The sequence below is a fragment of the Rhodococcus sp. T7 genome (assembly GCF_009872365.1).
In the GTDB taxonomy this organism is placed as follows: domain Bacteria; phylum Actinomycetota; class Actinomycetes; order Mycobacteriales; family Mycobacteriaceae; genus Rhodococcus_F.
The window spans coordinates 11974-37504 of the sequence record NZ_WXYH01000370.1 but is presented as its reverse complement, the minus strand read 5'-3'; the positions used below and the strand labels follow the sequence as shown (position 1 = coordinate 37504).

The following is a 25531-nucleotide window of genomic DNA, read 5'->3' as shown; positions in this document are numbered from 1 at the left end:
TTTGCCACTCACGTGGGGGATCAGCCGACCACGAGGTCCAACTCGTCGTCGGCCACGCCGACCGCGATGCTGCCACCCTCGACGAGGACGTCGTCGAGCAGCAGATCGGCGATCCGATCGTCGACGGCCCGCTGAATCGACCGGCGCAACGGGCGCGCCCCGAACTCGGGCTGGTGTCCGTGCTCGGCGATCCAGTCGACCGCGGCGTCGCTGAACGAGATCTCGATGCCCTTGGACTGCAGTCGCTTCCGACTGTCGTCCAGCAGCAGGTCGGTGATCCGGTGCAGCTGATCGGTGTCGAGCTTGCGGAAGATCACGATCTCGTCGATCCGGTTCAGGAACTCCGGACGCATCGACTCGCGCAGCCGGCCCATCACCCGATCCCGCAGCGGCTTCTCCGACGCCTCCGCGTCACCGGTGCTGAAGCCCAGCGCACCCGACTTGCTGGAGATGATGTCGGATCCCAGGTTGCTGGTCATGATCAGCACGGTGTTCTTGAAGTCCACCGTCCGGCCCTGACCGTCGGTGAGCCGACCGTCGTCGAGCACCTGCAGCAGCGTGTTGAACACGTCCGGGTGCGCCTTCTCGATCTCGTCGAGCAGGATCACCGAGTACGGGTTCCGCCGGACCTGCTCGGTGAGCTGCCCCGCCTCCCCGTACCCGACGTAGCCGGGAGGAGCACCGACGAGCCGGCTGACCGTGTGACGTTCACCGAACTCGCTCATGTCGAGTCGCAGCATCTTGTTCTCGTCACCGAACAGTGTGGCGGCCAGCGCCTTCGCGAGTTCGGTCTTGCCGACACCCGTCGGTCCGAGGAACAGGAAGCTGCCCACGGGACGGTCGGGATCGTTCATCCCGGTGCGGCTGCGGCGCACGGCCCGGGCGATCGCCTTCACGGCGTCGTCCTGGCCGATGACGCGGCGGTGCAGTTCGTCCTCGAGCCGGCGGAGACGTTCCTTCTCCTCCTCGGTCATCTGGCTGGCCGGGATCCCGGTGGCCCGCGACACGACCTCGGCGATCTGCTCGGCCGTCACCTCGGGCGCGGCGTCGGACGCACCGACGGACTTCCCGTCGATTCGGGCCTGGACCGCCGTGGCCTCGTCGCGCAGACTCGACGCCTTCTCGTACTGCTCGTCGGCGACGGCCTGCTCCTTGGCCTGTTCGAGTTCCGCCAGCTTCGCCCGCAGAGCCTCGACGTCGACGCTCGGCATCCGCAGCCGCAACCGGGCGCCGGCCTGATCGATCAGGTCGATCGCCTTGTCCGGCAGGAAGCGGTCGCCGATGTAGCGGGCCGACAGCTCGACCGCGGCCGTGATCGCCTCGTCGGTGTAGCGGACACCGTGATGCTCCTCGTACCGGTCACGCAGACCGGACAGGATCGCCACCGCATCCTCGACGCTCGGCTCCGCCACCGTCACCGGCTGGAAGCGCCGTTCGAGCGCCGGGTCCTTCTCGATGTGCTTGCGGTACTCGTCGAGCGTCGTCGCACCGACGATGTGCAGTTCACCGCGGGCCAGCTTCGGCTTGAGGATGTTGCCCGCGTCCATCGCACCGTCGGCGCCGCCACCGGCACCGGCGATGGAGTGCACCTCGTCGATGAAGACGATCAGCTCGTCCGAGTGGGCCGAGATCTCGTCGATCACCTTGTTGAGGCGTTCCTCGAAGTCGCCGCGGTACCGGGTGCCCGACACCATGCTCGACAGGTCGAGTTGCACGATGCGCTTACCCGTCAGACGGTCGGGGACGTCGCCGTCGACGATGCGCTGGGCCAGGCCCTCGACGACCGCCGTCTTGCCGACGCCGGCCTCACCGACCAGCACGGGGTTGTTCTTGGTGCGGCGCGACAGGATCTCGATGGTCTGCTCGATCTCGTCGGCGCGCCCGATCACCGGGTCGACTCCGCCGCCGCGTGCGCGTTCGGTGAGGTCGAAGGCGTACTTGTCGAGCGTGGGGGTCTCGGAGTCCGGGGACTCCTCCACCGACCCGCCCTGCACCGCGGTCTGCAGGCGTTCCGGGGTGATGCCCTCGGACGCGAGCAGTCGTCCGGCGGCGTGGTCCTGATCCGCGGCGAGCGCCAGGAAGAGGTGCTCGGGATCGATGTAGGTAGAACCGAGAGCGCGCGCGAGCTGATGCGCCTCGAGCAGCGCGGTCTTCAGCGCACCGCTCAGTGCGGGCGTTGCAAAGCCTGACGTGTCGCGGCCCTGAGGCAGTCGCAGCTCGACGGCATCGGCGACGGCCGAGGTGTCGGCGCCTGCGCGGCGCATCAGGGAACTGACGGGGTCGTGTTCTGTCATGACGCGCAGAACGTGGAGTGCATCGAGTTCCGCGTCGCCACGACCTGCGGCGAAGCGGGCAGCAGCAGCCATGAGCTCCTGGGTGGAGCGGCTCATGAGCCGACTGATGTCGATGCGACCTGGGCCCTCCGGCCCGAAGAATGCTGGCATTCCTCAGCCTCCTATAAGTTGAGCGTTACTGACTCAACTAACGTGCCAACTCTGCGATCAATTCCCGGCTGTCCCGGATGTGAGCGCGATCACAGGCGCTTCGCGCTCGTGCGCCTTTTTGGTAGCGGGAACAACCAGAAAGGCGCACGGGCGCGGAGCGCCTACTGCAAGGGCAGTTCGTCCTCGTCGAACACCCGGCCCATGCGTTTGCGGACGCCGAGAACGAGGCACCGGTCGAGGATGCTGACCGCGGGCAGTTTCTGCTCGACGACGGCCTCGAGCCCTTCGACGTCGGAGAGTCCGCGCAACCACACCGACACCAGGAGATTGGCAGGCCCTGCCACCGACAACACCGTCCGCACCGCGGGCAGCCCGCTCAGGTTGGCGCCGACCCTGGCCATCTGGGCGGCGGGAACCCGGAGGAAGTACCACGCGCAGACGGGATACCCCGAGGCCCAGCGCGGCATGTCCGTGCGGAATTCGAAAGCGCCCGAAGCGAGGGTCGCGCTCAGCCGTTCGCGCGCCCGCCGCGTGGAGGTCCCGAGGGCGTCCGCGACGGTCCGTGTCGTCGCACGACCGTCGCGGGACAGGATGGCGATGATGTCCCGTTCGGCGACCGGCGGACGGGCGAACATCGCCGAGAGCCGGGCGGCGTCCCGGCGTCGGGCGGCGTCGATCGCGCCCGACTCGTCGGCGTCGAGAGCGCGCAGACGCCACTGCGATGCTCCGGAGATCGCGGTGATCACCGGGTGCGTGCGGACGGTGCGAACGTCGGGGATGCCCGCGACGCGGGACACGACGTATCGGTTGAACGCTGTCGGGTCGGGGCAGCCCACGGTGAGGATCAGGTCGCGACCACCCGAGGCGACGTCGATCGACATGCACTCGGTGTCCTGGGACAACTCGGTGATCACCGCGTCGATCGACCCGGCGACGCACTCGACCTCGACGATCGCGCCGCGCGCGGCCTCGGACATCGGCGGCTGGACCGTCACCCAGGCCATGCCCCGTTCGCTCAGCCCGGACCACCGTCGCGCGAGAGTCACCGGGTCGGCCCCGAGGATCGGCCCGAGTTGCGACCACGGCACCCGCGGCCACACCTGCAACGCGTGAATAAGTCGAAGTTCGTCCTCCGTGGGCGTCTTCTCCTGCATATCAGTACCTCCTCAGCGTCAACTTCTGCGCATTTACACCGCAGAAATTCACTGACCCAACACTCGGACGCATCGATTCGGTCGTTTCGCTCATATTGTCATGTCGCCTCCCGAGGCGGCCCGCAACCTTGGAGGTCACACATGGGAGCACTCCGATCCCCCATTCCCACCGGCGCCGGTTCCGACCGGCGTCTCGGCGCCGCGGCCGGCTTCGTCGGGTTCCTCTTCGCCATGGAACTGTCGAGCGGATTCCTCCAGGCATGGTTCAGTCCGGTCCTCTCGGCGATCGGTGAGAAGTACTCGGTCGGCCCCGCCGACCTGAACTGGGTGCAGACGAGTTATCTGCTCGCGACCGCGGTCCTCGTGCCGTTGCTCGCCAAGATGGGCGACCAGTACGGACACAAGCGGATGCTCGTCGTCGCGACGGCGATGGTCACGGTCGGCAGCGTCGTGTCGGCGCTCGCCCCGACGTTCGGCATCTTCATCCTGGGCCGGGCGATCACCGGCGCACTCGCGGCGTTCCTGCCGCTCGAGTTCGCGATCGTGCGGGAGCGCGCCTGTGAGCAGTCCGGGAAAGCGATCGGTTTGCTGGTCGGCGGGCTCACGCTCGGCGCCAGCGTCGGCGTCGTCCTGTCCGGGGTCCTCGCATCGTTCCTCAGTCTGACTGTGCTGCTTCTCGTTCCGGCGGCACTCATGGCGCTCGCGCTCGTCGTCGTGGTGTTCTTCGTCCCCGAAACCACGGCGCGCACGTCGGGCCGCCTCGACTGGGCCGGGGCGATTCTCCTGGGGGCGGGGCTAGCGTTCGCGTTGTTCGCGATCAGCACGGGCAACAGGTTCGGGTGGGCGTCGGGGCCGGTGCTGGGTGGGCTCCTGCTCGGCGGCACGCTTCTCGCGCTGTGGGTGGTGCTCGAGCGGCGGGTGTCCTCGCCGCTGGTCGATTTCGCGATGCTCTCCGGCCGTGCCGGTGTCGGGCTGCCCATCCTGCTCGCGGCCCTGTTCGGGGCCCAGTTGTTCGGCAGCCAGACCCCGATCGCGCTCTTCGTCGGCACCGACCCGGCAGCGGCCGGATTCGGGCTCGGCCTGTCGTCGTCGCTGATCGGCCTGGTCCTCGTGTTCGCGTCGATCGCGGCGTTCGCCGGCACGTTCGCCGGACCGCGGCTGGGTGCGCGGGTCGGCGACGTCACCGCCGTCATCGTCGGCGCGGTGGCCGCCGCACTGGGGTACGCCCTGCTCACGGTGCTGCACTCGGACACCGTCAGCGTCCTCGTGTGGCTCGTCGTGTCCGGACTCGGCAACGGCATCATCATCTCCGCGCTCCCCAACGTGGTGGTGGCACGGGCGCCACGGGACTCGGTCGGCATCGCATCGGGCCTCTACAACACTGCCCGCACCGTCGCCGGTGCCATCGCAGGCGCCAGCTTCACTGCGGTGATGTCCGGGTTCACGGCGACGCTCGACGGCGGTTCCGTGATCACGAGCGAGGCGGGGTACCAAGCGGTTTGGGTGATCTGCGGGCTGCTCTCGCTCGCCGTCGCCGGCCTCGCGGTGGTGACACGCGGACCCGCCGCCGAGCGCACTGCGCCTACCGTCACTGCCGCCGCGCCCGCCGAGGCGTGATCACCGTTCTCTCCAGAAGAAAGGAAAGTTCATGACCGACACCGCAATTGCCGGCGACATCGACGTCTCCGGCGGCCCGAACGCAGTCGCCGAGGAGTTGAAGCGACGCGTGGAGGACACCGTCCTCGAATGGCGCGACCGCCTCGTCGCCACGAGCCACGACCTGCACGCCCATCCGGAACTCGCGTTCGAGGAACACCGTTCGGCGGCGCTCGTCGCAGACCTGCTCCGCGATGCCGGTTTCACGGTGGACGTGGGTGTCTGGGGGCAGGACACCGCACTCGAGGCCGCGTACGGCAGCGGTGACCTGACGGTCGTGGTCTGCGCCGAGTACGACGCCCTCCCCGGCATCGGGCACGCATGCGGCCACAACATCATCGCGACTGCCGGAGCGGGGGCGGCGATCGCGCTGTCCCGGGTTGCGGACGAGCTCGGCATCCGGGTCAAGCTTCTCGGGACGCCGGCCGAGGAGAAGGGTGCGGGCAAGGCCCACATGCTGGAGGCCGGCGCCTGGGAGGACGCGACGGTGTCGCTGATGGTTCACCCCGGTCCCGGCATCGTCGTGTCCACCGCGGGGAGCACGTCGCAGTCCCGCGACCGGTTCCGGGTCGAGTTCACCGGGCGGGCGTCGCACGCGGCGGCCGCGCCGAGCGCAGGGATCAACGCGGGCGACGCGGCGACGGTCATGCAGGTGGCCGTGGGACTGTTGCGGCAGCACCTGCCCGACACCGTGCGGGTCAGCGCCGTCACGCTGTCCGGTGGCGACGTCTCCAACATCATTCCGGCAACCGCGGTCGTCGAGGCCGAGGTGCGCTCCTTCGACCTCGCGGAGACCGCCGAACTGAAGAAGAAGGTGCTCGCCTGCGTGGACGGCGCCGCGACGGCCACCGGATGCAGCTACGCCGTCACCCCTGTCGATCCGATCTACGAGCCCCTCGTCCAGCACCCGTTCCTCGCCGACCGTTTCGACGCCGCCCTCGGGCATCGGGGCCGGGTGATGACACCGCTGAACGGCGGCGCACTCGGCGGCGGATCGACCGACATGGGCAACGTCTCCCAGGCCCTCCCGTCGATCCACCCGTTGATCGGGGTGATGGGTTCGACGGCCGCACCGCACACAGCGGCATTCGCGGCCGACGCGATCTCGCCGGCCGCCGACGACGCCATCGTCGACGGGGCCTACGCTCTGGCCGCGGCGATCGTCGACCTCGCCACCGACGTCGAGGCGCGGGAAGAGGTTCTCGAGCGGCAGCGCACCCGGGCACCCGGCGCCACACGCCGGCCTGCGTACGTGTAGCCCTCCGGTGGGGTGCAACGCGGCCTGAGAGCGAAAACCCGCGCTGCACCCCACCGCGGTTCTACGCTGAACTGGTGGTGGCTCTCGTTCGAGCGGTCCGGCGGCTGGCTCTGGGACGCCCGCTGCGCAGTGACGATCTCGGGGAGCAGTTGCTGACCAAGCGTCTGGCGCTGCCGATCTTCGCGTCCGACCCGCTGTCGTCCGTCGCGTATGCGACGCAGGAGATCCTGCTGATCCTGTCGCTGGGCGGTCTCGCGTACTTCTATCTGACACCGTATCTGGCGGTCGGGGTGGTGGTGCTTCTCGCGGTCGTCGCCCTGTCGTACCGCCAGGTGGTGTACGCGTATCCCAGCGGGGGCGGCTCGTACGAGGTGGCCACCAAGAATCTCGGCCCGTCCGCAGGATTGACGGTGGCGTCCGCACTGCTCATCGATTATGTGATGACGGTGGCGGTGTCGGTCTCGGCCGGCGTCGACAATCTGATCTCGGCGGTGCCTGTGCTGGACACGCACCGGGTGACCCTGGCCGTGGCGTTCGTGGTGCTGCTGACGGTGATGAACCTGCGCGGGATCCGCGAATCGGGGGCCATGTTCGCCTTCCCGACGTACGGGTTCATCGCCGGCGTGATGATCCTGATCGTGACGGGGTTCATCCGTGTCGCCGTGGGTTCGACGCCCGTCGCCGAAAGCGCCGGCTACACCATCGAACCGGAACTGTCCGGGCTGACCGGTCTGGCCCTCGTGTTCTTCGCGCTGCGCGCGTTCTCGTCCGGATGCACCGCGCTGACGGGGGTGGAGGCGATCTCCAACGGGGTGCCCGCGTTCCGTAAACCGAAGAGCGCCAACGCCGCGAAGACCCTCATGGCGATGGCGGCGACGGCCATCGTGATGTTCGCGGGAATCACCGCGCTGGCCATCGTCGCCAAGGTGCACGTCGCGGTGAATCCGTGCGATCTGATCGGGTTCGCCGGAAACTGCGAGACCGACCCGCAGCGCACCGTCATCGCGCAGATCGCGGCCGCCGTGTTCGGCGGCACCACCAACTTCGGCTTCTTCTACGTGCAGGCCGCGACCGTGCTGATCCTCGTGCTCGCCGCGAACACCGCCTACAACGGCTTCCCGCTGCTCGCGTCGGTGCTCGGCCGCGACCGTTACCTTCCCGTCCAGCTCAACACGCGCGGCGACCGGTTGGCGTTCAGCAACGGCATCGTGCTCCTCGCGGTGACGGCGGGCGGGCTGATCGTCCTGTTCCACGCGTCCGTCACTCACCTCATCCAGCTGTACATCCTCGGGGTGTTCACGTCCTTCACCCTCAGCCAGGCGGGCATGGTCCGGCACTGGAACGGTGTGCTGGCAACCGAATCCGACTCCCGCCAGCGTCGTCGTATCCGCGGTAGGCGGGCGCTCAACGGCACCGGCGCCGTCCTCACGGGCACCGTCCTGATCATCGTCACGATCACGAAGTTCACCGAGGGCGCCTACCTGGTGGTCATCGCGATGCCGATCCTGTTCTTCCTGATGCGCGGGGTGCGGCGGCACTACGACCGGATCGCGGCGCTCCTCGTCGTCGACGAGGACAGCTTCACCCTCCCCTCCCAGGTGCACACCATCGTGCTGGTGTCCGTGCTCAACAAACCCACCGCCCGGGCCCTCGCGTACGCCCGCGCCACCCATCCGACGACGCTCGAGGCCGTCACCGTGCAGGGCGCCGACACCACGAAGTTGCAGCGGGAGTGGGAGAAATACGAGATTCCGGTGCCGTTGAAGGTCCTCGAATCGCCGTACCGCGAAGTCACCGGCCCCATCATGGGATACGTGAAATCCGTCCGGAAGCGGGTCCCCGGCGGAGTCGTCACCATCTTCATCCCCGAATACGTGGTCGGTCGCTGGTGGGAACACCTGCTGCACAACCAGAATGCGCTGCGTCTCAAGGGCCGGTTGCTGTTCACGTCCGGGGTGATGGTCACGAGCGTGCCGTGGCTGCTGGATTCGGCCACGCGGGCCGGGGCACCGCTCGGCAAGCCCGCGCCGGGCGACATCCGGCGTGGCCTGCCCACGACCGTCGAACTCAGCGGAAAGTCGGCTTCAGATACTCGGTGAGTCCGTCGACGGCGACCGGACTCTGCCGGAATCCCAGATAGCCGTCCGGGCGGACGACGAACGCGGCGGAACCTTCGGTTCCGTAGGCGCGGGCGAACTCGCCGTCGCGGTCCCGGATCAGCGGCAGCACCGTTTCGCCGACCTCGGCGGCAGGCGACGCGACGAGGTACGTGTCGACGAGTCCGCCGGTCGCCGCGTCCACCGACGTCGCGGCGGCCTCGAGCAGTTCCAGCCCGCGCGCGTCGACCGAGTCGTCGGCATACAGCAGCAGCGTGTGGTTCGGTCCCGCGAGGAGCGTGAACAGCCGGAGGGGAAACGCGACGGTGGTGCGGGTCAGCCCGCGGGCGTCGGATGCCCGACTGCCGGGCACGAGTGCCGCATTCGACTCCGGTCGGCCGACGATCGGACTGTCCGCGTAACTGATGAGAAGTTGCGCCTCGCGGCGGATCACGTAATCGGGATCCGACGACCCCGCCCCGATCCCCTCCCGGGCGCTGCGCACGGTGCGTCCCACCACCTCCTCCCCGACGGGCCGCCGCTCGGCGTCGTAGCTGTCCAGCAGATCGGGGGCCGCGGCACCGGACACCGCCAGCGCGACCTTCCACGCCAGGTTGTGGGCGTCCTGGATGCCGGTGTTCATGCCCTGTGCGCCGGTCGGCGGATGGATGTGCGCGGCGTCGCCCGCGACGAACACCCGGCCGCGCCCGTACGAGTCGACGATGCGGTGGCTGATCCGGAAGACGGACGACCAGCGAAGATTCGACGCCCGCGTCGGCTGGGGCGACAGCCGGTCGAGCACGGCCTGGATGTGGCTCAGCTCGGGCGTCGGTCCCGCTTCGAAACCGTGCGCGATCTTGTCGGCCGCCGGAGTTCCGGTGCCGGCGAGATCGCTGGGCACCAGCATCGACATCCGGTAGCGGCGGCGCCCGGGCAGCGGGATGCACACCAGCAGGTCGTCGGTCTCGCCGTCCGTCTGATGCATCGACCGGATTCCGTAGCCGCGCGGCATCGTCCAGTCGACCTCGACGTCGCCGAGCATGTACTGCTCGACGAACGCACCGCCCTCGAAGGTGAGGCCGAGACCCTTGCGGACCACGCTGTGCGCGCCGTCGCAGCCGAAAAGGTACTGGGTTAGGACGGTTTCGTCGCCATCCGCTCCGGTGACCGTGGCGACGACGCCGTCGTCGTCCTGTTCGAACGCCGTCAGCCTGCTTCCGCGTTCGATCGTGGTGCCGAACGTGGCCAGGTGCTCGGTGAGGATGCGTTCGGTCTCGTACTGGGGCAGCCCGATGAATTCGAACGGGATGTCCGCTGGGAGCGACAGGTCCAGCCGGGCGACCTCGTCGCCGTTGACGTACACGATCTGCCCGAGCATCTCGATCGACGCGTCCAGGATGTTCCGCAGCACACCCATGCTCTCGAACACCTCGAGTGTGCGCGGCTGAATTCCCACCGCCTTCGCGTACTGCGGCGGCTCGAGCAGGGGATCGATGATGCGGCAGGCGACGCCTCGCCTGCGCAGTTCGATCGCCGCTGTCAGACCGACAGGACCCGCTCCGACCACCAATACCTCGGGATGCACCACACGACACCGCCTCGTCAGCAGGGACCGACCACCGCCCAGTATGCGGGACCGGCCACGTGATCGACCGGGGTTCGGGCCAGACAGAGGCCGTGGCCGCAGCTTTCAGGTGGGCACGGCGTGCTCCCGTGGCCGGCGGACGGCCTCCCTGGCCACCAGTTCGATCGTCACGGCCACCGCGCAGGTCTGCGCGAGCAGCAGCCCTACCAGAACGAGGATCTGGACGGCGCCGGCCTGGACGGCGGATCCGCTCGCGAGCAGCACCCCGACGAACGCCCCCGGCAGGGTGACCAGCCCGACGGTCCGGGTCTGGTCCAGCCCCGGAAGCAACGCGTCCGAGGCGGCGGACCGGACCACCTCCAGGCGGGCGTCGCGGACGCTGAGCCCGAGACTGAGCCCCGCCTCCACCTCACCCCACCGCTGTTCGACCGCATCGAGCCCCCGCCGCGCCGCGAGGGAGGTCGCCGTCATCGCGCCGCCGAGCACGATCCCGCCGACCGGAACGAGGGCGACCCCTTCGAGCGGAACCACCCCGCTCACCAGCATCAACGGCAGCACGATGCCCACTCCCGCCGTGAGCGACAGCGCCAGCCACAGCGCGGACCGCCCGGCCCTCGCACGCCGAGCGGATGTCCCCACCGCCGCCGCGAACATGACGACCAGCACGAGGATCGAGGACCACAACTGCGCGAGAGCGGCGGCCAGGATCAGCGACACCGCGGCGAGCTGGGCGGCGCCCCGGATCGCCGCGGCGGGCACGACCAGTGGACTACCGAGCCGGGTGAGGCGGTAGACCACGGCCGCGCAGACGACCATCACGGTGCACAGCACGGCCAGTCCGACACCGGGATTCGCCAGGGACGTACTCACCCGGCCCAGTGTTCCTCACTGGAAGCCCCGGGTTCGGGAGTACCCGTTCTGCCCACGCGGCCCGGGGAGTGCGTGCGACCATGGAGGAGTCGACGCTCTACGCCCGATGACGCTGACCGGAGGCCGTGGCGATGGACGACCGGGCGAACACAGAGCACCCGCGGGTCGTGGTCGAGACCGAACACGGCCGCACGACCCACAGCGCGGGCAAAGCCGTCCGCATCGGCCGGGATCCGCAGTTGGAGGTCACGATCGTCGACCCCGTGGTGTCCCGCGAACATGCGCAGCTCACCTGGGACGACGGCTGGCAGCTCGTCGACTCCGGCAGTAAGAACGGGATCTACGTCGACGGTGAGCGCCGCGAGAAGGTTCCCGTCGCGAGCCCCGTCCGCGTCCGCCTGGGTGACGCGACCGAGGGTCCGGTCGTGCGGCTCTCGATCGAAGATCCGGACGCGACGCGACAGGACGTGGGCGCCCGATGGGACGAGTCCACGATCAGCGTCGGGACACCCAGCGCCCCGACTGCGACACCGCACGACGAGACTCCGGCGGGATCACTCACGGTAGGGCGGTCGCCCGACAACGACATCGTCGTCCGGGACGTGCTGGCCTCACGCCATCACGCCATCGTCCACCACGTGCCGTCCGGCCTCGAGATCGACGACCTGGGGAGCGTCAACGGAACGTTCGTCGGCGGCGCCCGGGTGTCACGGGCGCAGTTGACCGACGGCGACGTCGTCACGATCGGCAACACCGATTTCGGCGTGCGGGAAGGCCGGCTCGTTCCGCGGCGCGTGGTGTCTCCGACCGCGGGCGGTCTGCGCGTGGACGGCGTCGGACTCACCATCGAAGGCGGGCGCCGCCTGCTCGAGGACGTCACGTTCACCGCCCAGCCGGGCAGCCTCACCGCGGTGATCGGCCCGTCCGGCGCGGGCAAGACCACGGTGGCCACCATCATCTCCGGTTCGGAGCGACCCACCGAGGGCGTGGTCGAATTCGAGGGACGCAGCGTGCACGCCGAATACCAGGTGCTGCGCTCCCGCATCGGGATGGTCCCCCAGGACGACGTCGTGCACCGCCAGTTGACCATCCGGCAGGCGCTCGGCTATGCGGCGGAGCTGAGACTGCCGCCGGACACCAGCCGGGAGGACCGTGAGGAGGTGATCGCGACGGTCCTGGGTGAACTGCAACTGTCCGAACACGCCGACACGAGGGTCGACCGGCTGTCCGGCGGACAACGCAAACGCGCGTCCGTCGCGATGGAGTTGCTCACCGGCCCGTCCCTGCTGATCCTCGACGAACCGACGTCGGGCCTCGACCCCGCGCTCGACCGGCAGATCATGGCGACGTTGCGCCGGCTCGCCGATTCGGGCCGCGTCGTCGTGATCGTCACCCATTCGCTGTCGTACCTCGAGATGTGCGATCAGGTGCTGCTCCTCGCGCCGGGCGGCAAGACGGCGTACGTGGGTCCGCCGGACCGGGTCGGGGCCGCGCTCGGTAGCACCGACTGGGCCGACATCTTCGCCCGCGTCGCGGCCGACCCCGACGGGGTATTCGCCGCCTACCGCGCCACCCGCCCGTCCGTGGAGGTGCCTGCCCCGAGCACGCCGGGACCGCTCGGCAGTCCGGCGCACACCTCGCGGCGCAAGCAGTTGAGTACCGTCGCCCGCCGCCAGGTGCGGCTGATCCGCGCCGACCGGGGGTACCTGATCTTCCTGTCCCTGCTGCCGTTCGTGCTCGGCGGGCTGGCCGTGCTCGTGCCCGGCGACACCGGGTTCGGCCCGTCCGGCCTCGACGAGTCCGGCGAACTCACCCAGATCCTGGTCGTGCTGATCCTCGGCGCCGCGTTCATGGGATGCTCGCTGACCATCCGCGACCTGGTCGGCGAACGCATGATCTATCACCGCGAACGCGCCGCCGGGCTGCTCCCGTCCGCCTACCTGACGGCGAAGATCGTCGTGTTCTGCGCCGCCGCGATCGTGCAGTCGGTGATCATGGTGGCGATCGTGTTCGTGGGCAAGGGTTTTCCGGGCCGGGGCAGCCTGATCCCCTCGGGCTCCGTCGAACTGATCGTGGACATCGCCGTCACCACCTGTTCCTGCGTCCTCGTCGGTTTGGCGTTGTCCTCGGTGGCGCGCTCCAACGAGCAGGTGATGCCGATGCTGGTGGTCACGATCATGGTGCAGTTGGTGATGTGCGGAGGACTGATCACCATCACCGGACGCAAGGTCCTCGAACAGCTGTCGTGGCTCTTCCCGTCCCGCTGGGGGTTCGCGGCCTCCGCCTCGACGGTGGACCTGCGCACCAACGCCACCGGCACCGAGCCCGACACACTGTGGCAGCACGCCGCGTCGTGGTGGCTGCTCAGCATCGCCATGCTGGTGCTCATCAGTGGTGTGCTCGGGGTCGTCACCTACGCCCGGCTCCGACTCCGGCGTTCCCGCCGGGCCGGCTAGCTCAGTTCGACGACTGTCCCCAGGTCGTGAACGTGCTCCCGGTCCGAATTTTCGGGGGCCGGCGTGATGTCGCCTCTCGCCGTGTGGGCCATCGTTCTCGCCTCGCCCGCGACGAAGGCGACCGGTACGGCCACGGCAACGGACAGGACGGCGGCGGCTGCATCGAACGCCAGGCGGGCGACGCCGAAGGCACAGTTCGCGGTTTGTCGGATCGTCATCGTCCGCCTTCCTCCATCCCAGCCCACAGGACGCAGCGGACCACTCCTCTTTGCAGAATCATTACCTACTCGAGGTTATTAGCAGCATCCACTACTCGCGAGTACCAAACCGACCAGATCGAATAATTCTGTCACCGACCCTCGAACCCGGCGGCAGAGCGAGGGAAGACAGGCACGTATCCAGGTAATTCGGCCGGTGCGCCCGGCCCGTGTCGGGGCCACCCTGTAATCAGAGCGCGCCCCGCAGACGCGACACCACACCGAGCGCACTGGAGTACCGACGGCATGAACCCCCACACCGGAAACCACGGGCTTCATCTGGTTCAGACGTTTCGCGCCGACCCGGTGCGGCCGGGACGCCACGCCCTGCGCGCCGCCACCACCAGAATCGGCATCGCCTGCACCCGCGGCGCCGGCGACCACAGCGCGTTCGACAGTTCCGGTCTCGTCCAGTGGGCGTACAAACAGGCGGGCGTATCGGTTCCGCGCACCACGTACGAGCAACTCCTGCACGGAACCGCCGTCGACCGGGACGACCTGCAGCCCGGTGACGTCGTCCTCTTCTACGGGGGCGGCCACGCCGGGATCTACGCGGGCGACGACACCGTCGTCCACGCCCCGGCTCCGGGTCGGCCGGTCACGCGAGTGGCCTTGAACTCCATGTCGTTTCACGCAGCGCGGCGATACTGACGGCTGCGTCCGAGACCGCCCCCAGCCGACCCGGTCGGGGGCGGCTGGGGGCCCTTTTTCGACCGCCCGCGACGACGCGATCTCAGTGCGCCGCGTTGTACGCTTCCTCGATCTGGGCGGGAATACGGCCGCGCGCGGACAACTCGTAGCCCTGCGCCGTCGCCCATTCCCGGATTTCCTTCGCCTGCCCACGGCCCTGCGACGGATCCACCGCAGTGGTCGACCGGCGCTTCCTTCCCCCGACCCGAGTTGCATGCTCGATGTAGAACTCGAGAGTCTTGTGGAATTCCCTGGCGTTCTTGAGCTTCAGATCGATCTCGTAGTCGACGCCGTCGACTGAGAACGGAATGGTCTCCCCCTTACCGTTCTTGATCGGAGTTCCGTCGATGTCGTCGATGCGTTCGACAACAACTTTGCGCGCCACAGTTCCACTCCTTCATCGTCGATAACCCGGGGAACACTACGTCGAAGTATTGTTCACCTGCCAATCCCCGACGGGGCTTTTCGCACTGTGGACCTGCGAGCGTCTGATTGGCAGACCCTGATGTCGGGGTATTCGTCGGACATGACAGCGAAGGACGATTCCGGACCGAAGACGACGACCACCGACAGCGGCGCCCCCGGCGCGGACAAGGACGTGGTGTCCGATCCGGCCGAGGACGACAAGGGTTCCGGCGCCGACTGGAGCGGCGAAGGTGGCGCAACCCCCGAGGGGCCCGCCACCGACACCGAGTCCGACTCCGCCGATTAAGTCACCGGCGGACGACTACGTCACCATGGGATCTGCCCCAGGATCACGCCGACCACCAGCATCGACAGCGACACCAGCGCCGCGCGCCACAGCACCTTCTTATGGTGGTCCGCTAGCGGGACACCCGCCAGGGTGACGAGCAGGAGGATGGCCGGGACGAGGGGGCTCTGCATGTGGAACGTCTGGCCGGTGATGGACGCGCGGGCCATCTCGACCGGTTCGATGCCGTACGTGGACGCCGTCTCGGCGAGCACGGGCATGACGCCGAAGTAGAAGGCGTCGTTGCTCATGAAGAACGTGAACGGCAGGCTCAGGATGCCGGTGATGACGGCCAGGTGCGGTCCGAGCGCGGCGGGGATGATCTCGAGCAGCCACTGCGCCATCGCCTCGACCATGCCGGTGCCCTGGAACACGCCGGTGAGCACGGCCGCGGCGAACACCATCGCGACGACGGAGACGATGCTCGACGAGTGCCGGGTGATCGCTTCCTGCTGTTCCTTGACCCGCGGGAAGTTCACCGTCAGCGCGATCGCCGCGGCCACCATGAACAGCACCGGAATCGGCAGCACGTCCATCACGAGCACGACGAGCAGCGTCACGGTCACGAGCATGTTGAACCACAACAGCTTCGGTCGCAGCGTGGGCCGCTGGGGGTCGAGGCCGTCGGCGAAGCCCTGGCCGTCGTCCGAACCGGCGTCGCCGGAACCGCCACCCGTCCGGGGTGCGTCACCGTTGCCCCCGGAGCCCGAGCCCGAGCCGGAGCGGCGGAGGCCGGAGCCTGCGGCGACGAGGAGGCGCTCGTCGGTGAGTTCGAGTGTGCCGATGCGGCGGCGTTCGCTGTAGCCGAGTTGCACGGCGAACAGCAGCACGACGATCAGTCCGACCACGAGCGACGGGATCATCGGGACGAACACGTCGGACGGGGAGATGCCCAGCGCCGAGGCGGCCCGGACCGTCGGCCCACCCCACGGGACGATGTTCATCGCGCCGTTCGCCAGGCCGGCGACCACCGTGAGCACGACGGGGCTGACCTTCAGCTTCATGTACAGCGGCAACAGTGCGGACGTCACGATGATGAACGTCGTGGATCCGTCACCGTCCAGCGACACCACCATCGCGAGCACCGCGGTGCCGACGACGAGCCGCATGGGGTCGTTGCGGACGAGCCGGAGGATGAGTTTCACCAGCGGGTCGAACAGGCCGACGTCGATCATGATCCCGAAGAAGATGATCGCGAAGAACAGCAGCGCGGCCGTGGGGGCCAGCGATTTGATCCCGTCGGTGATCATGTCGCCGATGCCGAGGCCCGCCCCGGCCGCGATGCCGAATGCGACCGGGACGGCGATCAGCCCGACCACGGGAGTGGCCCGTTTGGACATGATCAAGAACATGAACACGGCCACCATCAGAAAGCCGAGCGCTACCAGCATTGCCACTCCTCGTCCGAGCTCGAGTCGCGATGTGATCGCGATAACAGCCAGTGTCGGGGGGAGGGACGCTCACAGTCACTGTTGCGTACTTAGAGAAGGTTGTGTTCTTTGTGGTGGCAACTACCGGCGACCCCGGAGATGGTCGCGCAGGGTCTCCGTCTCATACTCCGCGCGGAACAGCCCGCGCTTCTGCAGGACGGGGATCACCTCGTCGACGAAGTCGGCGAGCCCGTTCGGGTAGAGCGGCGGCATCAGGTTGAATCCGTCGGCGCCGCCGCCGCGGAACCACACCTCGATCTCGTCGGCGATCGATTCCGGGGTGCCGATCATGGTGCAGTGCCCGCCGCCGGCCGCCAGCGTGCCCAGCAGCGACCGCACGGTGGGACGGTCCTTCTCGATGATCCGCAGGATCGTGTCGTACCGGCCCTGCGGTCCGGTGAACTCCGACAGCGGCGGCAGCGCCGGAACGGGTGCGTCCAATTCCCATGCGCTGCAATCCTGCTGGACGAACATCGACAACTGCGCCAGCGACTGCTCGACGGGCAGGAGCGCGTCGAGTTCCGACTTCTTCCTGCGCGCCTCCGCAGTGGTCGAGCCCACGTAGGTGACGAGACCGGGCATCACGATCACGGCGTCGGCGTCGCGGCCCGCAGCGCGGATGCGCCGCTTCACGTCGCCGTAGTAACTCTGCGCGGCCGTGAGGTCGTAGGCGACGGCGTAGATGCCCTCGGCGCACCGGGCGGCCAGGTCACGGCCTTGATCCGACGCGCCCGCCTGGAACAGCACCGGACGCCCCTGCGGCGAGTGCGGCACGTTCAGCGGACCGTCCACGAGGAAATGCTTGCCCCGATGCCCGACCGCGTTCACCTTGGCCGGATCCGCGAAGAGGCCCTCCCGGTCGAGCACGAGCGCGTCGGGCTCCCACGAATCCCACAGCGCGAGTGCCACCTCGACGAACTCCGCGGCCCGCGAGTAGCGGTCGTCGTGCGGCGGCATCTCCTCGAGACCGTGATTGCGGGCCTCGGCGTCGAACATCGACGTCACCACGTTCCAGCCGGCGCGGCCGCCGCTGATGTGGTCGAGCGACGCCAGCATCCGCGCGGCGTGGAACGGGGTGTAGAACGTGGTGGACACGGTCGTCACGAGACCGACCCGCTCGGTCGCCCGCGCCATCGCGGACAGCGCGGTGAGCGGTTCGAGGAACCACATGCCCCCGGACGCGGGGTCGCGCACCGAATGCCCGTCGGCGAAGAACACGGCGTCGAGGCAACCCCGCTCCGCGGTCTGCGCCAGTTCCTCGTAGTAGGCGATGTCGCTGAGCCGCTCCACCTGCGAGGCGGGGTGCCGCCACGCGGCGCCGTGGTGCCCGCAGCCGAACAGGAACGCGTTGAAGTGCAGTTGCCGGGCGTCGCTCATGTCAGTCCTTGACCAGTCCACCGTCGACGACGAGGTTCTGGCCGGTCACCGAACGCGACCACGGGGACGCGAAGAACAGGACCGCGTCGGCGAACTCGTCGGGGGTGGTGACCCGCTGCAGCGGAGTGCTCGCCGCGATGAGGTCGAACACCTCGTCGGGGGTGGCGGCGCTCGCGTCGGTGGTGCGCAGCAACCCGCCCGAGACCATGTTGACGGTGATGCCGTCGGGCCCGAGGTCGGCGGCGAGAGTGCGGGTCAGCGACAGCGCGGCGGCCTTGGCGGCGGTGTAGTCGTGGTACGGGACGACGGGGTTCTGGAACAGGTTGGTTCCGATGTTCACGATGCGGCCGAACCCGAGCGCGCGCATGCCCGGCAGCGCGGCCTGCGTGGTGTTCAGGGTCGCCTGCACGCTGCCGCGCAACTGCGAGTCGAAGGCCTCCCACGTGATGACGTCCGCCTTGTCGCGTGCGTCGCCGTTGAAGGAGAAGTCGGCGAGGGCGTTGTTGATCACGGTGGTCACCGGCGATCCGAAGTGCGCTTCCGCTGCGGCGAACAGTGCTGCCACCTGCGCGGCATCGGTGACGTCCGCCTGGAGCGCGACCGCGCGGTCCGCACCCAGGGATGCCGCGAGTTCCTCCGCCGCACCCCGGCTGTTGCGGTAGTTCACGACTACCCGCGCGTGCTGCGCCGCGAACGACCGCACGATGGCGGAACCGAGGCCCCGGCCACCGCCGGTAACCAGGACGATCTGCTTGTCGAGCTGCATTGCTGTCACCTTCCAATCGGTCGGCGACGAGACATCGGATGAGCGCATACGGCCGTCTCCGCGACATCCCTTCGCCGGCATTACCCAGTTCAGGTTCGACGGGTGTCTTCTCAGCCGTCCGGATCCTCGCCGGGCAGCACCCCGTGTCACTGGCCAACAGTGTAAGGGCAAACACCGTTTCCGATTTCTTGGTTGTGCACAACCTAGTTGTGTGCAACCATTCAGAGGTGACCGACAACCTCGCCCTCGACCGCCAGGTGTGCTTCGCGCTGTACTCGGCCTCCCGGGCGATGACCGCGAGATACCGGTCGATGCTCGACTCGCTGGGCGTGACCTACCCGCAGTACCTCGTGCTGCTGGTCCTCTGGGAACAGGACGGTCGCGGGGTGCGGGAGATCTGCGACGCCCTCGACCTCGACACCGGCACCCTGTCGCCACTGCTCAAGCGGCTCGAGGCGCTGGGCCTGGTCGAACGGAGGCGTTCGTCGGCCGACGAACGCCGGGTCGGGATCCACCTCACCGAGAAGGGCGCGAGCCTCCGCGCCGCCGCGGAAGGCATCCCCACCGAACTCGCCCGCTCGACGGGAATGGGCATCGACGAACTCGTCGCCCTGCGCGACACCCTGTCGCGCCTCACCGAATCGCTCCACAGTTTCGCAACCCCAACAGGAGAGAAGTAACCATGAAGATCGTCTACACCGCCGAAGCCCTCGCAACCGGGGAAGGCCGCAACGGCCACGCCCGCACGTCCGACGGCCGGCTCGACCTGAACCTCGCCATCCCCACCGAGATGGGCGGATCGGGCGACGGCACCAACCCCGAGCAGCTGTTCGCCGCCGGATACGCGGCGTGCTTCCACTCCGCACTCCAGCTCGTCGGCCGTCAGGCCGGGGCGAATGTCGCCGACTCGGCCGTCGGCGCCCGCGTCGGGATCGGCTCCACGGACGGCGGCGGATTCGGCCTCGCCGTCACCCTCGAGGTGTCCCTCCCCCACCTGCCGCGCGCGGAGGCACTCGAACTGACGGAGAAGGCACATCAGGTGTGCCCCTACTCCAACGCCACCCGCGGCAACGTCGACGTCACCCTCGAAGTCACCGAAGACTGAGCATCCTGCGCGGGCGTCGGGTCACCCGAACTCGTACTCGACGCCCGTCAGGTCCTCCGACAGCGACCACAGACCCTTCGCGGTCTGCTCGTCCCGCGACTTCTTGTTGGAGCCCACCACCTTCGGGTGGCCCCGCTGCTCGAACAGGCCGTCCGGCCCGATGTAACTGCCGCCGATCACGTCGGGGGCGGTGGCCGCGAACAACATCGGCAGCGCCCCCATCTCCGCCGACTGCGCGAAGATCCGGTTGCCGACTGCCATCAGCTTGTCCTGCACCGATTCGGTGTGCGCCTGCAGATTGGTCGACGCGTAGCCGGGATGCGCGGCCACCGCTTTGACCGGCGACCCCGCCGCGGCCAGCCTGCGCTGCAATTCGTACGTGAACAGCAGATTCGCGAGTTTCGACTGCCCGTACGCGCTCCAGCGGTTGTACTTGCGGTGTTCCCAGTTGAGATCGTCGAGGTGGATCGTCCCGGCCTGATGTGCCGCACTCGACATCGTGGCGACCCGGTCGGTGATCTTGCCGAGCAGCAGTCCGGTCAACGCGAAGTGCCCGAGATGATTTGTGCCGATCTGCATTTCGAATCCGTCGGCGGTCTTGCGCTGCGGAACCGCCATCACCCCGGCGTTGTTCACGAGCACGTCGACGGAATCGACGCCGGCGGCGAACTCGCGCACCGACGCGAGGTCGGACAGGTCGAGACGGCGCACCTCGGCGTTGTCACCGATCGACCGCGCGACCACCTCACCCTTGTGGGTGTTGCGGCAGGCCAGCACGACGTGCGCTCCCGCCTTCCCCAGAGCCCGCGCGGCCACCTCCCCCAGACCACTGTTGGCGCCCGTGACGACGAACGTGCGGCCGCTCTGATCGACGATGTCCGAAGCTGTCCACTTGGTCATGCCGTCAACCCTACGGATCCCGGGACGCGGCGTGAACCCGTCACCACGCCTGCGCCCCGACCAGCGGCAGGTTGAGGAAACTCGGCCGGTCCGGCGACAACGCCACGTGCTGCGGCTTCAGCTGACTGTCCGCCAGAATCGGCCCGAGCGGCAGGTACCGGGGAACGCTGCCCGCGTACACGTCGACGCGCAACCGGTGCCCCGGCGCGAGGACCGCGTCGGTGGGCACGAAGTTGATGTCGACCGGTGTCACCTCACCCGGAACCAGCGGCTGACGCGCGGCCACCGTCAGATAGTGGTGCGGTTCGGTGTAGTCGCCGTTCGGCGACCTGGTGCTCTTCGAATCGTCCACGGCCCGCATCGAAGCCGTGAGCGCACCGTTCGTTAGTGGGGTCGACGTGCCGTCCGGTGCGACGTCGTTCAGCGTCACCGCCCAGAAGCCGTCCGGCGCGTCCAGCACGGTTTCGAGGTGCAGGTTGACCGGACCCGACAGTTCCGTCGGCTGCGCGACGGGGGCACTGGTGAACGTCAGGCCCTCGGCCTCGTTGAAGCGGGAGTCCTTGCTGCACACCGACCCGAAGACGACGGCCGCGCCCGCGGTGCCCTGCGTTCCGTCGCGGGAGCAGAGCCCGCGGAGACCGGGTGCGACGGTGAGTTGCGCCGTGTCGCCGGGTTTCGCCGGCACCAGGCTGCCGTCGTGGGCGGCGTGCCCGGCGGTGCCGCTGGGGGCACCCGACAGGTACATCCGCTGGTAGTCGACACCGGCCCGCGGGAACTGATCGGTGGTGGTCCAGCCGTTGCCCTGCTGGTACAGCGTGACCGGGCCGTACTCGTCGATGCCGTTGTCGATGCCCTTCAGCCACTTGTCGAACCACGCGCGTTCGAGGACGTCGAGTCGCGGCGGCGCACCCGGCTCGCCGAAGCCGCCACCGAACGAGACGTGGTAGGCATCGCTCATGATCAGCTGCTTCTCACCGGCGGGCAGCGGAATGTCGTTGTAGACCCGCGGTTCGCTGTTCGCGAAGATGTCGTGCCAGGCGCCGTAGAGCATGGTCGGCACGTCGATGTTCTCCGCCTGCGCCTTCCGCTCCTCGTAGAACTGGCCGTCCTGCGCCACCCGCAGCGTGCCGGCGTCGAGATCGCCGATCTGCGACGCGGTCATCGCCTGGATCAATGCGGGGAACAGCGTCAGCGGATCCCGCAACCGGTCCTGCAGCCACCGCTCGTCGAAGTTCCCCTGTGCGAGTGCCTGGACGTCGGGAACGAACTTGAGACCGTTGACCAGTGAGAGCCACAGCGGCATGAATCCGACGCCGAGACCACCGCCCGTCCCGACGATGTCGCGGAGCAGGTCGTTGCCCGGTTCGGTGGGGAAGATCGCCTTCAACGCCGGCGGCCGATGCCCCGCGGCCTGCAGCGAGTTGATTCCCGAATAGGACACCCCCGCCATCCCGACCTCGCCGTCGGACCACCCCTGCCTGCTCATCCAATCGATGATCTCGACGGAATCCTGCTGCTCGAGCGGGCCGAGTGCCTGCCATTCGCCCTGCGAGAAGCCGGTGCCGCGCGCATCGACCACCACCTGGGTGTATCCGTTCCGGACGAGGTCGCGGTTGACGCCGAAGACGCGCATGCCGCCGCCGGTGAGCACCTTCGACAACTCTCCGACGCCGTCGAGCGGTGTCCCGGCGAGATCGAAGGAGTTCACCAGGTCGACGACCGTGTCCTCGAGCCCCGGCACCGCGAGCACGGAATCGACGAGGTTACCGACCAACTTCGTGTACGGCGTGACGTTCAGGACCGACGGCATCGCGGTGTCGATCGGCGTGCCAGAGGCGTCCGCGGGGCGATAGACGTTGGCCTTCAACACCGTTCCGTCGCTCATCGTGATGGGAACGTCCCAGTCGATCGCGATCACCGGGTACTTCGGCGGGGCGTCGACCGCGGCGTTCCACTCGGCCCCCGCGGCGCCGCCCGTCGGATCCGCCGACGCCGTCACCGTGGGTACCACGGCAAGTCCCACCCCCACCGCCAGCGCGACTGCCGCCGCACCCGGTCGAAACGCCCATCGACGCACGATCACTTCGAACCCCCGTGAAATCCTCCGATGACGCGCCTCAGCGACCAGTCAGGGTGGCCCGCGTCACAAACTTACCGGATAGTAACCATGAGTCCCCTCGCGGTCAACGACGGATTTCGGCCTCCTCTCGACTACCGTGACGGGGTGCCCGACGCCCCACTTCCCGTCCGCGACGGCCTCAACCCGACGCGGCTGAGGATGCCGGACACCGGCGTGTGGCCCACCGTGCTCGAATACCTCGTCGCACGCTTTCCGCACGACGAGACCCGCCTGCGCGAGAAGGTCGCCGCGTCCGAAGTCGTCGACGAGCGCGGGCAGCCGATCACCGCGGCCACGCCGTTCGCGCCCCGCCGATTCGTGTACCTGTACCGGGATCCGCCGGTCGAGACACGGGTGCCGTTCGAGATCGAGATCCTCCACCGCGACGAGAATCTCCTCGTCGTGGACAAACCCCACTTCCTGGCGAGCACCCCGCGCGGCGCGTACATCGCCGAGTCGGCGCTGGTCCGGTTGCGCCGAGACCTCGACCTCCCGGAACTGACACCCGCGCACCGGCTCGACCGGTTGACCGCCGGGGTGCTCATCTTCACGGTGCGGCGCGAGGTCCGGCGCGACTACCAGTCGCTGTTCGATCAACGCCGGGTGACCAAGGAGTACGAGGCCGTCGCCCGCTACGACCCCGATCTCGTGCTGCCCGCCACGGTCCGCAGTCGAATCGTCAAGGAACGCGGGGTCCTGAAGGCGTACGAGGTGGCTGGTCCCGCCAACAGCGAGAGCCGGATCGAACTACTCGAGGTCCACGGCGACGCGGCCCGGTACCGACTGCTCCCGCACACCGGCAAGACGCACCAGTTGCGGGTGCACATGAGTTCGCTCGGCATCCCGATCCACGGCGACAACTTCTATCCCGATTTCTACGACGTTGCCGCCGACGACTATTCGACGCCGCTGCGCCTGCTGGCCCGTTCCGTCGAGTTCGCCGACCCCTGCTCCGGCGCCACACGACGCTTCGCGAGCGTCCGGAGCCTCGACTGGCCGCTGTGACCTCGGCTTCTTTCGCCCGGCGCGCTCAGCCGGAAAGATGGGGACATGAGTACCGCGACGTCCGTCTCCGAAGTGGAACGCAAGTACGAAGCGACATCCGAGCAGCAACTCCCGGCGCTGTCGGGGCTTCCGGGCGTCGACGGTGAACCGCGACGCCACACCGTCCAGCTGTCCGCCCTGTACTACGACACGGGCGAACTGCTGTTGCTCCGCGCCGGAATCACGCTCCGCCGCCGGGAAGGCGGTGACGACGCCGGCTGGCATCTGAAGATTCCGGCAGGCGCGGACGAGCGGACCGAACTGCAGCTGGCACCCGACCCCGAGCACCCGGAGACGGAGGTGCCCCGCGAGTTCGCGGAACTGCTCACGGCCGTCACCCGCGGCGCCGCCCTGAACCCGGTCGCGCTCATCAGCACCGACCGGGAGCGGCAGCGGCTCGTGGACGCGGCGGGAACGACGCTCGCCGAGGTCGTGTCGGATGTCGTGATCGCCGCCGTCCCCGAGACGGGCACCGGAACCGACGAGCGGGTGTGGCGGGAGATCGAAGTCGAACTCGCCGCTGGTGACCGAAAACTGTTCGACGCCATCGACTCCCGGCTGACCGATGCCGGAATCGCCCGCTCGGACGCGCCGTCGAAGCTGCGGCGGGCACTCGGCGACGCGGTGGGCGGCACCCCGCCCCCCGTGCGTGGGAAGAAGCGGTCCGCGCCGCGGACACTGCTTCTGGAGTATCTGGCCGAGCAGAAGGACAATCTCGTGACGGCCGACCTCGGCGTGCGGCGCGACTTCGAGGAGTCCGTCCACGACCTCCGGGTCTCGGCCCGGCGGATCCGGAGCGTCCTCCAGGTGTACGGGTCCAGCCTGCGCGACCAGGAGACGGTCGACGAGTTGATCGCCGAACTCCGCTGGGTCGGTCAGGCCCTCGGCCCGGCGCGGGACACGGAGGTGCAGTGGAGCCGTCTCGTGGATCTGCTGGGTGACGCCGAGGAGATACCCGACCGCGAGGTCGTGCGGGCGCGCCTCGACGAATACTTCTCGGGACTCGCCGCCGCGGCCCGGCCCGCGGCGCTGGCCGCCCTGAACTCCCGGCGCTACCTCGACCTGCTCGCCGGGCTCGACACGTTCCTCGCCGCCGTCGAGTCGTCGGAGGGCTCGGACCCGTCGAAGAAGACCGTCGCGAAAACCCTGCGCAAATTGTCGAAGTCCGTCCACAAGCGCGTGCGGAAGGCGGCGGCCGCGACCACCCGGGCCGAGCGCGACGAACTGACGCACCGAGCGCGTAAGCGCGCCAAACGATTGCGCTACGCGATCGAGTCCACGCGGTCACTGACACCGAAGGCCTCCGACCGCGCGCAGAAGAAGTTCAAGAGCTTTCAGGACGTTCTCGGCGACTACCAGGACGCCGTCGTCGCACGGGAACACATCCTCGCGGCCGTCGCGGAGGATCAGCACTCCGCGGAGTCGAGCCTGGGCCTCGGAATGCTGCTGCAGCGTGAACTCGACCGCGGCGACGCACTGGCCGCCGATGTGAAACCGGAGTGGAAGAGCGCGAAGAAGGTGGCCCGAAAAGTCTGGAAGTAGGGCACAGTCGGGGAGTACCCACCAGCGTCAG

21 protein-coding genes and 1 riboswitch are annotated in these 25531 nt (G+C 68.7%); of the genes, 10 read left to right on the top strand and 11 right to left on the bottom strand.

Annotated features, from left to right (window positions below; translation table 11 throughout):
• Positions 1 to 20: 20 nt before the first annotated feature.
• Positions 21 to 2444: an ATP-dependent Clp protease ATP-binding subunit gene (locus MLGJGCBP_RS39725; RefSeq protein ID WP_160102753.1), complete on the bottom strand. Its 2424-nt coding sequence runs from the start codon at positions 2442 to 2444 to the stop codon at positions 21 to 23.
• 161 nt (positions 2445 to 2605) lie between these two features.
• On the bottom strand, positions 2606 to 3598 hold the full coding sequence (locus MLGJGCBP_RS39720) for an Lrp/AsnC family transcriptional regulator (RefSeq protein WP_160102751.1): 993 nt from the start codon (positions 3596 to 3598) through the stop codon (positions 2606 to 2608).
• A gap of 141 nt (positions 3599 to 3739) precedes the next feature.
• Between MLGJGCBP_RS39720 and MLGJGCBP_RS39715 the strand changes: the two genes are divergently transcribed.
• From MLGJGCBP_RS39715 to MLGJGCBP_RS39705, 3 genes are all read left to right on the top strand, one after another.
• Positions 3740 to 5215 carry an MFS transporter gene (locus MLGJGCBP_RS39715; protein WP_160102749.1) on the top strand — a complete coding sequence of 492 codons (1476 nt, stop codon included), beginning with the start codon at positions 3740 to 3742 and terminating at the stop codon, positions 5213 to 5215.
• A gap of 31 nt (positions 5216 to 5246) precedes the next feature.
• Positions 5247 to 6512 carry an amidohydrolase gene (locus tag MLGJGCBP_RS39710; protein ID WP_160102747.1) on the top strand — a complete coding sequence of 422 codons (1266 nt, stop codon included), beginning with the start codon at positions 5247 to 5249 and terminating at the stop codon, positions 6510 to 6512.
• A gap of 74 nt (positions 6513 to 6586) precedes the next feature.
• Positions 6587 to 8611, top strand: coding sequence for an APC family permease (locus MLGJGCBP_RS39705; RefSeq protein WP_160102745.1), 2025 nt, complete (start codon positions 6587 to 6589; stop codon positions 8609 to 8611).
• Here the strand turns inward: MLGJGCBP_RS39705 and MLGJGCBP_RS39700 are convergent.
• Both MLGJGCBP_RS39700 and MLGJGCBP_RS39695 read right to left on the bottom strand, forming a co-directional pair.
• On the bottom strand, positions 8580 to 10196 hold the full coding sequence (locus tag MLGJGCBP_RS39700; protein ID WP_160102743.1) for an FAD-dependent monooxygenase: 1617 nt from the start codon (positions 10194 to 10196) through the stop codon (positions 8580 to 8582). The two genes, MLGJGCBP_RS39705 and MLGJGCBP_RS39700, sit on opposite strands and share 32 nt — an antisense overlap.
• 102 nt (positions 10197 to 10298) lie before the next feature.
• Positions 10299 to 11063, bottom strand: a complete 765-nt coding sequence (locus MLGJGCBP_RS39695) for an ABC transporter permease (RefSeq protein ID WP_160102741.1) — start codon at positions 11061 to 11063, stop codon at positions 10299 to 10301.
• 131 nt (positions 11064 to 11194) lie between these two features.
• On the opposite strand from MLGJGCBP_RS39695, the gene MLGJGCBP_RS39690 reads away from it, so the two are divergent.
• Positions 11195 to 13519 carry an FHA domain-containing protein gene (locus MLGJGCBP_RS39690; protein WP_160102739.1) on the top strand — a complete coding sequence of 775 codons (2325 nt, stop codon included), beginning with the start codon at positions 11195 to 11197 and terminating at the stop codon, positions 13517 to 13519.
• Here the strand turns inward: MLGJGCBP_RS39690 and MLGJGCBP_RS39685 are convergent.
• Positions 13516 to 13737, bottom strand: coding sequence for a hypothetical protein (locus tag MLGJGCBP_RS39685; RefSeq protein ID WP_087557655.1), 222 nt, complete (start codon positions 13735 to 13737; stop codon positions 13516 to 13518). The two genes, MLGJGCBP_RS39690 and MLGJGCBP_RS39685, sit on opposite strands and share 4 nt — an antisense overlap.
• 285 nt (positions 13738 to 14022) lie before the next feature.
• Between MLGJGCBP_RS39685 and MLGJGCBP_RS39680 the strand changes: the two genes are divergently transcribed.
• Positions 14023 to 14427 (top strand): C40 family peptidase, encoded by a 405-nt coding sequence (locus MLGJGCBP_RS39680; RefSeq protein WP_160102737.1) that lies wholly within the window; start codon positions 14023 to 14025, stop codon positions 14425 to 14427.
• Positions 14428 to 14509: 82 nt separating this feature from the next.
• Here MLGJGCBP_RS39680 and MLGJGCBP_RS39675 read toward each other — a convergent pair whose 3' ends face one another.
• Positions 14510 to 14851, bottom strand: coding sequence for a histone-like nucleoid-structuring protein Lsr2 (locus MLGJGCBP_RS39675; protein ID WP_087557657.1), 342 nt, complete (start codon positions 14849 to 14851; stop codon positions 14510 to 14512).
• Positions 14852 to 14992: 141 nt separating this feature from the next.
• Here MLGJGCBP_RS39675 and MLGJGCBP_RS39670 point away from each other — a divergent pair, with 141 nt between their 5' ends.
• Positions 14993 to 15178, top strand: coding sequence for a hypothetical protein (locus tag MLGJGCBP_RS39670; protein ID WP_087557844.1), 186 nt, complete (start codon positions 14993 to 14995; stop codon positions 15176 to 15178).
• Between the two features lie 20 nt (positions 15179 to 15198).
• Here the strand turns inward: MLGJGCBP_RS39670 and MLGJGCBP_RS39665 are convergent, their stop codons facing one another.
• The 3 genes from MLGJGCBP_RS39665 to MLGJGCBP_RS39655 form a co-directional block, all read right to left on the bottom strand.
• Positions 15199 to 16644 (bottom strand): CitMHS family transporter, encoded by a 1446-nt coding sequence (locus MLGJGCBP_RS39665; RefSeq protein WP_328799668.1) that lies wholly within the window; start codon positions 16642 to 16644, stop codon positions 15199 to 15201.
• A gap of 84 nt (positions 16645 to 16728) precedes the next feature.
• Positions 16729 to 18024 (bottom strand): LLM class flavin-dependent oxidoreductase, encoded by a 1296-nt coding sequence (locus MLGJGCBP_RS39660; protein WP_160102733.1) that lies wholly within the window; start codon positions 18022 to 18024, stop codon positions 16729 to 16731.
• Between the two features lies 1 nt (position 18025).
• The gene (locus MLGJGCBP_RS39655) at positions 18026 to 18790 is read right to left on the bottom strand and encodes a 3-oxoacyl-ACP reductase (RefSeq protein ID WP_160102731.1); all 765 of its coding nucleotides are present in this window, start codon (positions 18788 to 18790) and stop codon (positions 18026 to 18028) included.
• A gap of 49 nt (positions 18791 to 18839) precedes the next feature.
• A riboswitch (TPP riboswitch) is annotated at positions 18840 to 18944 on the bottom strand.
• Positions 18945 to 19017: 73 nt separating this feature from the next.
• On the opposite strand from MLGJGCBP_RS39655, the gene MLGJGCBP_RS39650 reads away from it, so the two are divergent.
• Together MLGJGCBP_RS39650 and MLGJGCBP_RS39645 are read left to right on the top strand one after the other, a co-directional pair.
• Positions 19018 to 19470: a MarR family winged helix-turn-helix transcriptional regulator gene (locus MLGJGCBP_RS39650; protein WP_160102729.1), complete on the top strand. Its 453-nt coding sequence runs from the start codon at positions 19018 to 19020 to the stop codon at positions 19468 to 19470.
• 2 nt (positions 19471 to 19472) lie between these two features.
• Positions 19473 to 19895, top strand: a complete 423-nt coding sequence (locus tag MLGJGCBP_RS39645; RefSeq protein WP_160102727.1) for an organic hydroperoxide resistance protein — start codon at positions 19473 to 19475, stop codon at positions 19893 to 19895.
• Between the two features lie 21 nt (positions 19896 to 19916).
• Here MLGJGCBP_RS39645 and MLGJGCBP_RS39640 read toward each other — a convergent pair whose 3' ends face one another.
• Positions 19917 to 20795 (bottom strand): oxidoreductase, encoded by an 879-nt coding sequence (locus tag MLGJGCBP_RS39640; protein ID WP_087557661.1) that lies wholly within the window; start codon positions 20793 to 20795, stop codon positions 19917 to 19919.
• Positions 20796 to 20835: 40 nt separating this feature from the next.
• On the bottom strand, positions 20836 to 22878 hold the full coding sequence (locus MLGJGCBP_RS39635; protein WP_160102725.1) for a CocE/NonD family hydrolase: 2043 nt from the start codon (positions 22876 to 22878) through the stop codon (positions 20836 to 20838).
• 84 nt (positions 22879 to 22962) lie between these two features.
• Here MLGJGCBP_RS39635 and MLGJGCBP_RS39630 point away from each other — a divergent pair, with 84 nt between their 5' ends.
• Both MLGJGCBP_RS39630 and MLGJGCBP_RS39625 read left to right on the top strand, forming a co-directional pair.
• Entirely contained in the window at positions 22963 to 23919 is a 957-nt protein-coding gene (locus tag MLGJGCBP_RS39630) for a pseudouridine synthase (protein ID WP_160102723.1), read from the top strand.
• A 45-nt stretch (positions 23920 to 23964) separates the two neighbouring features.
• Positions 23965 to 25500 carry a CYTH and CHAD domain-containing protein gene (locus MLGJGCBP_RS39625; RefSeq protein ID WP_160102721.1) on the top strand — a complete coding sequence of 512 codons (1536 nt, stop codon included), beginning with the start codon at positions 23965 to 23967 and terminating at the stop codon, positions 25498 to 25500.
• The last annotated feature ends 31 nt before the right edge of the window (positions 25501 to 25531 follow it).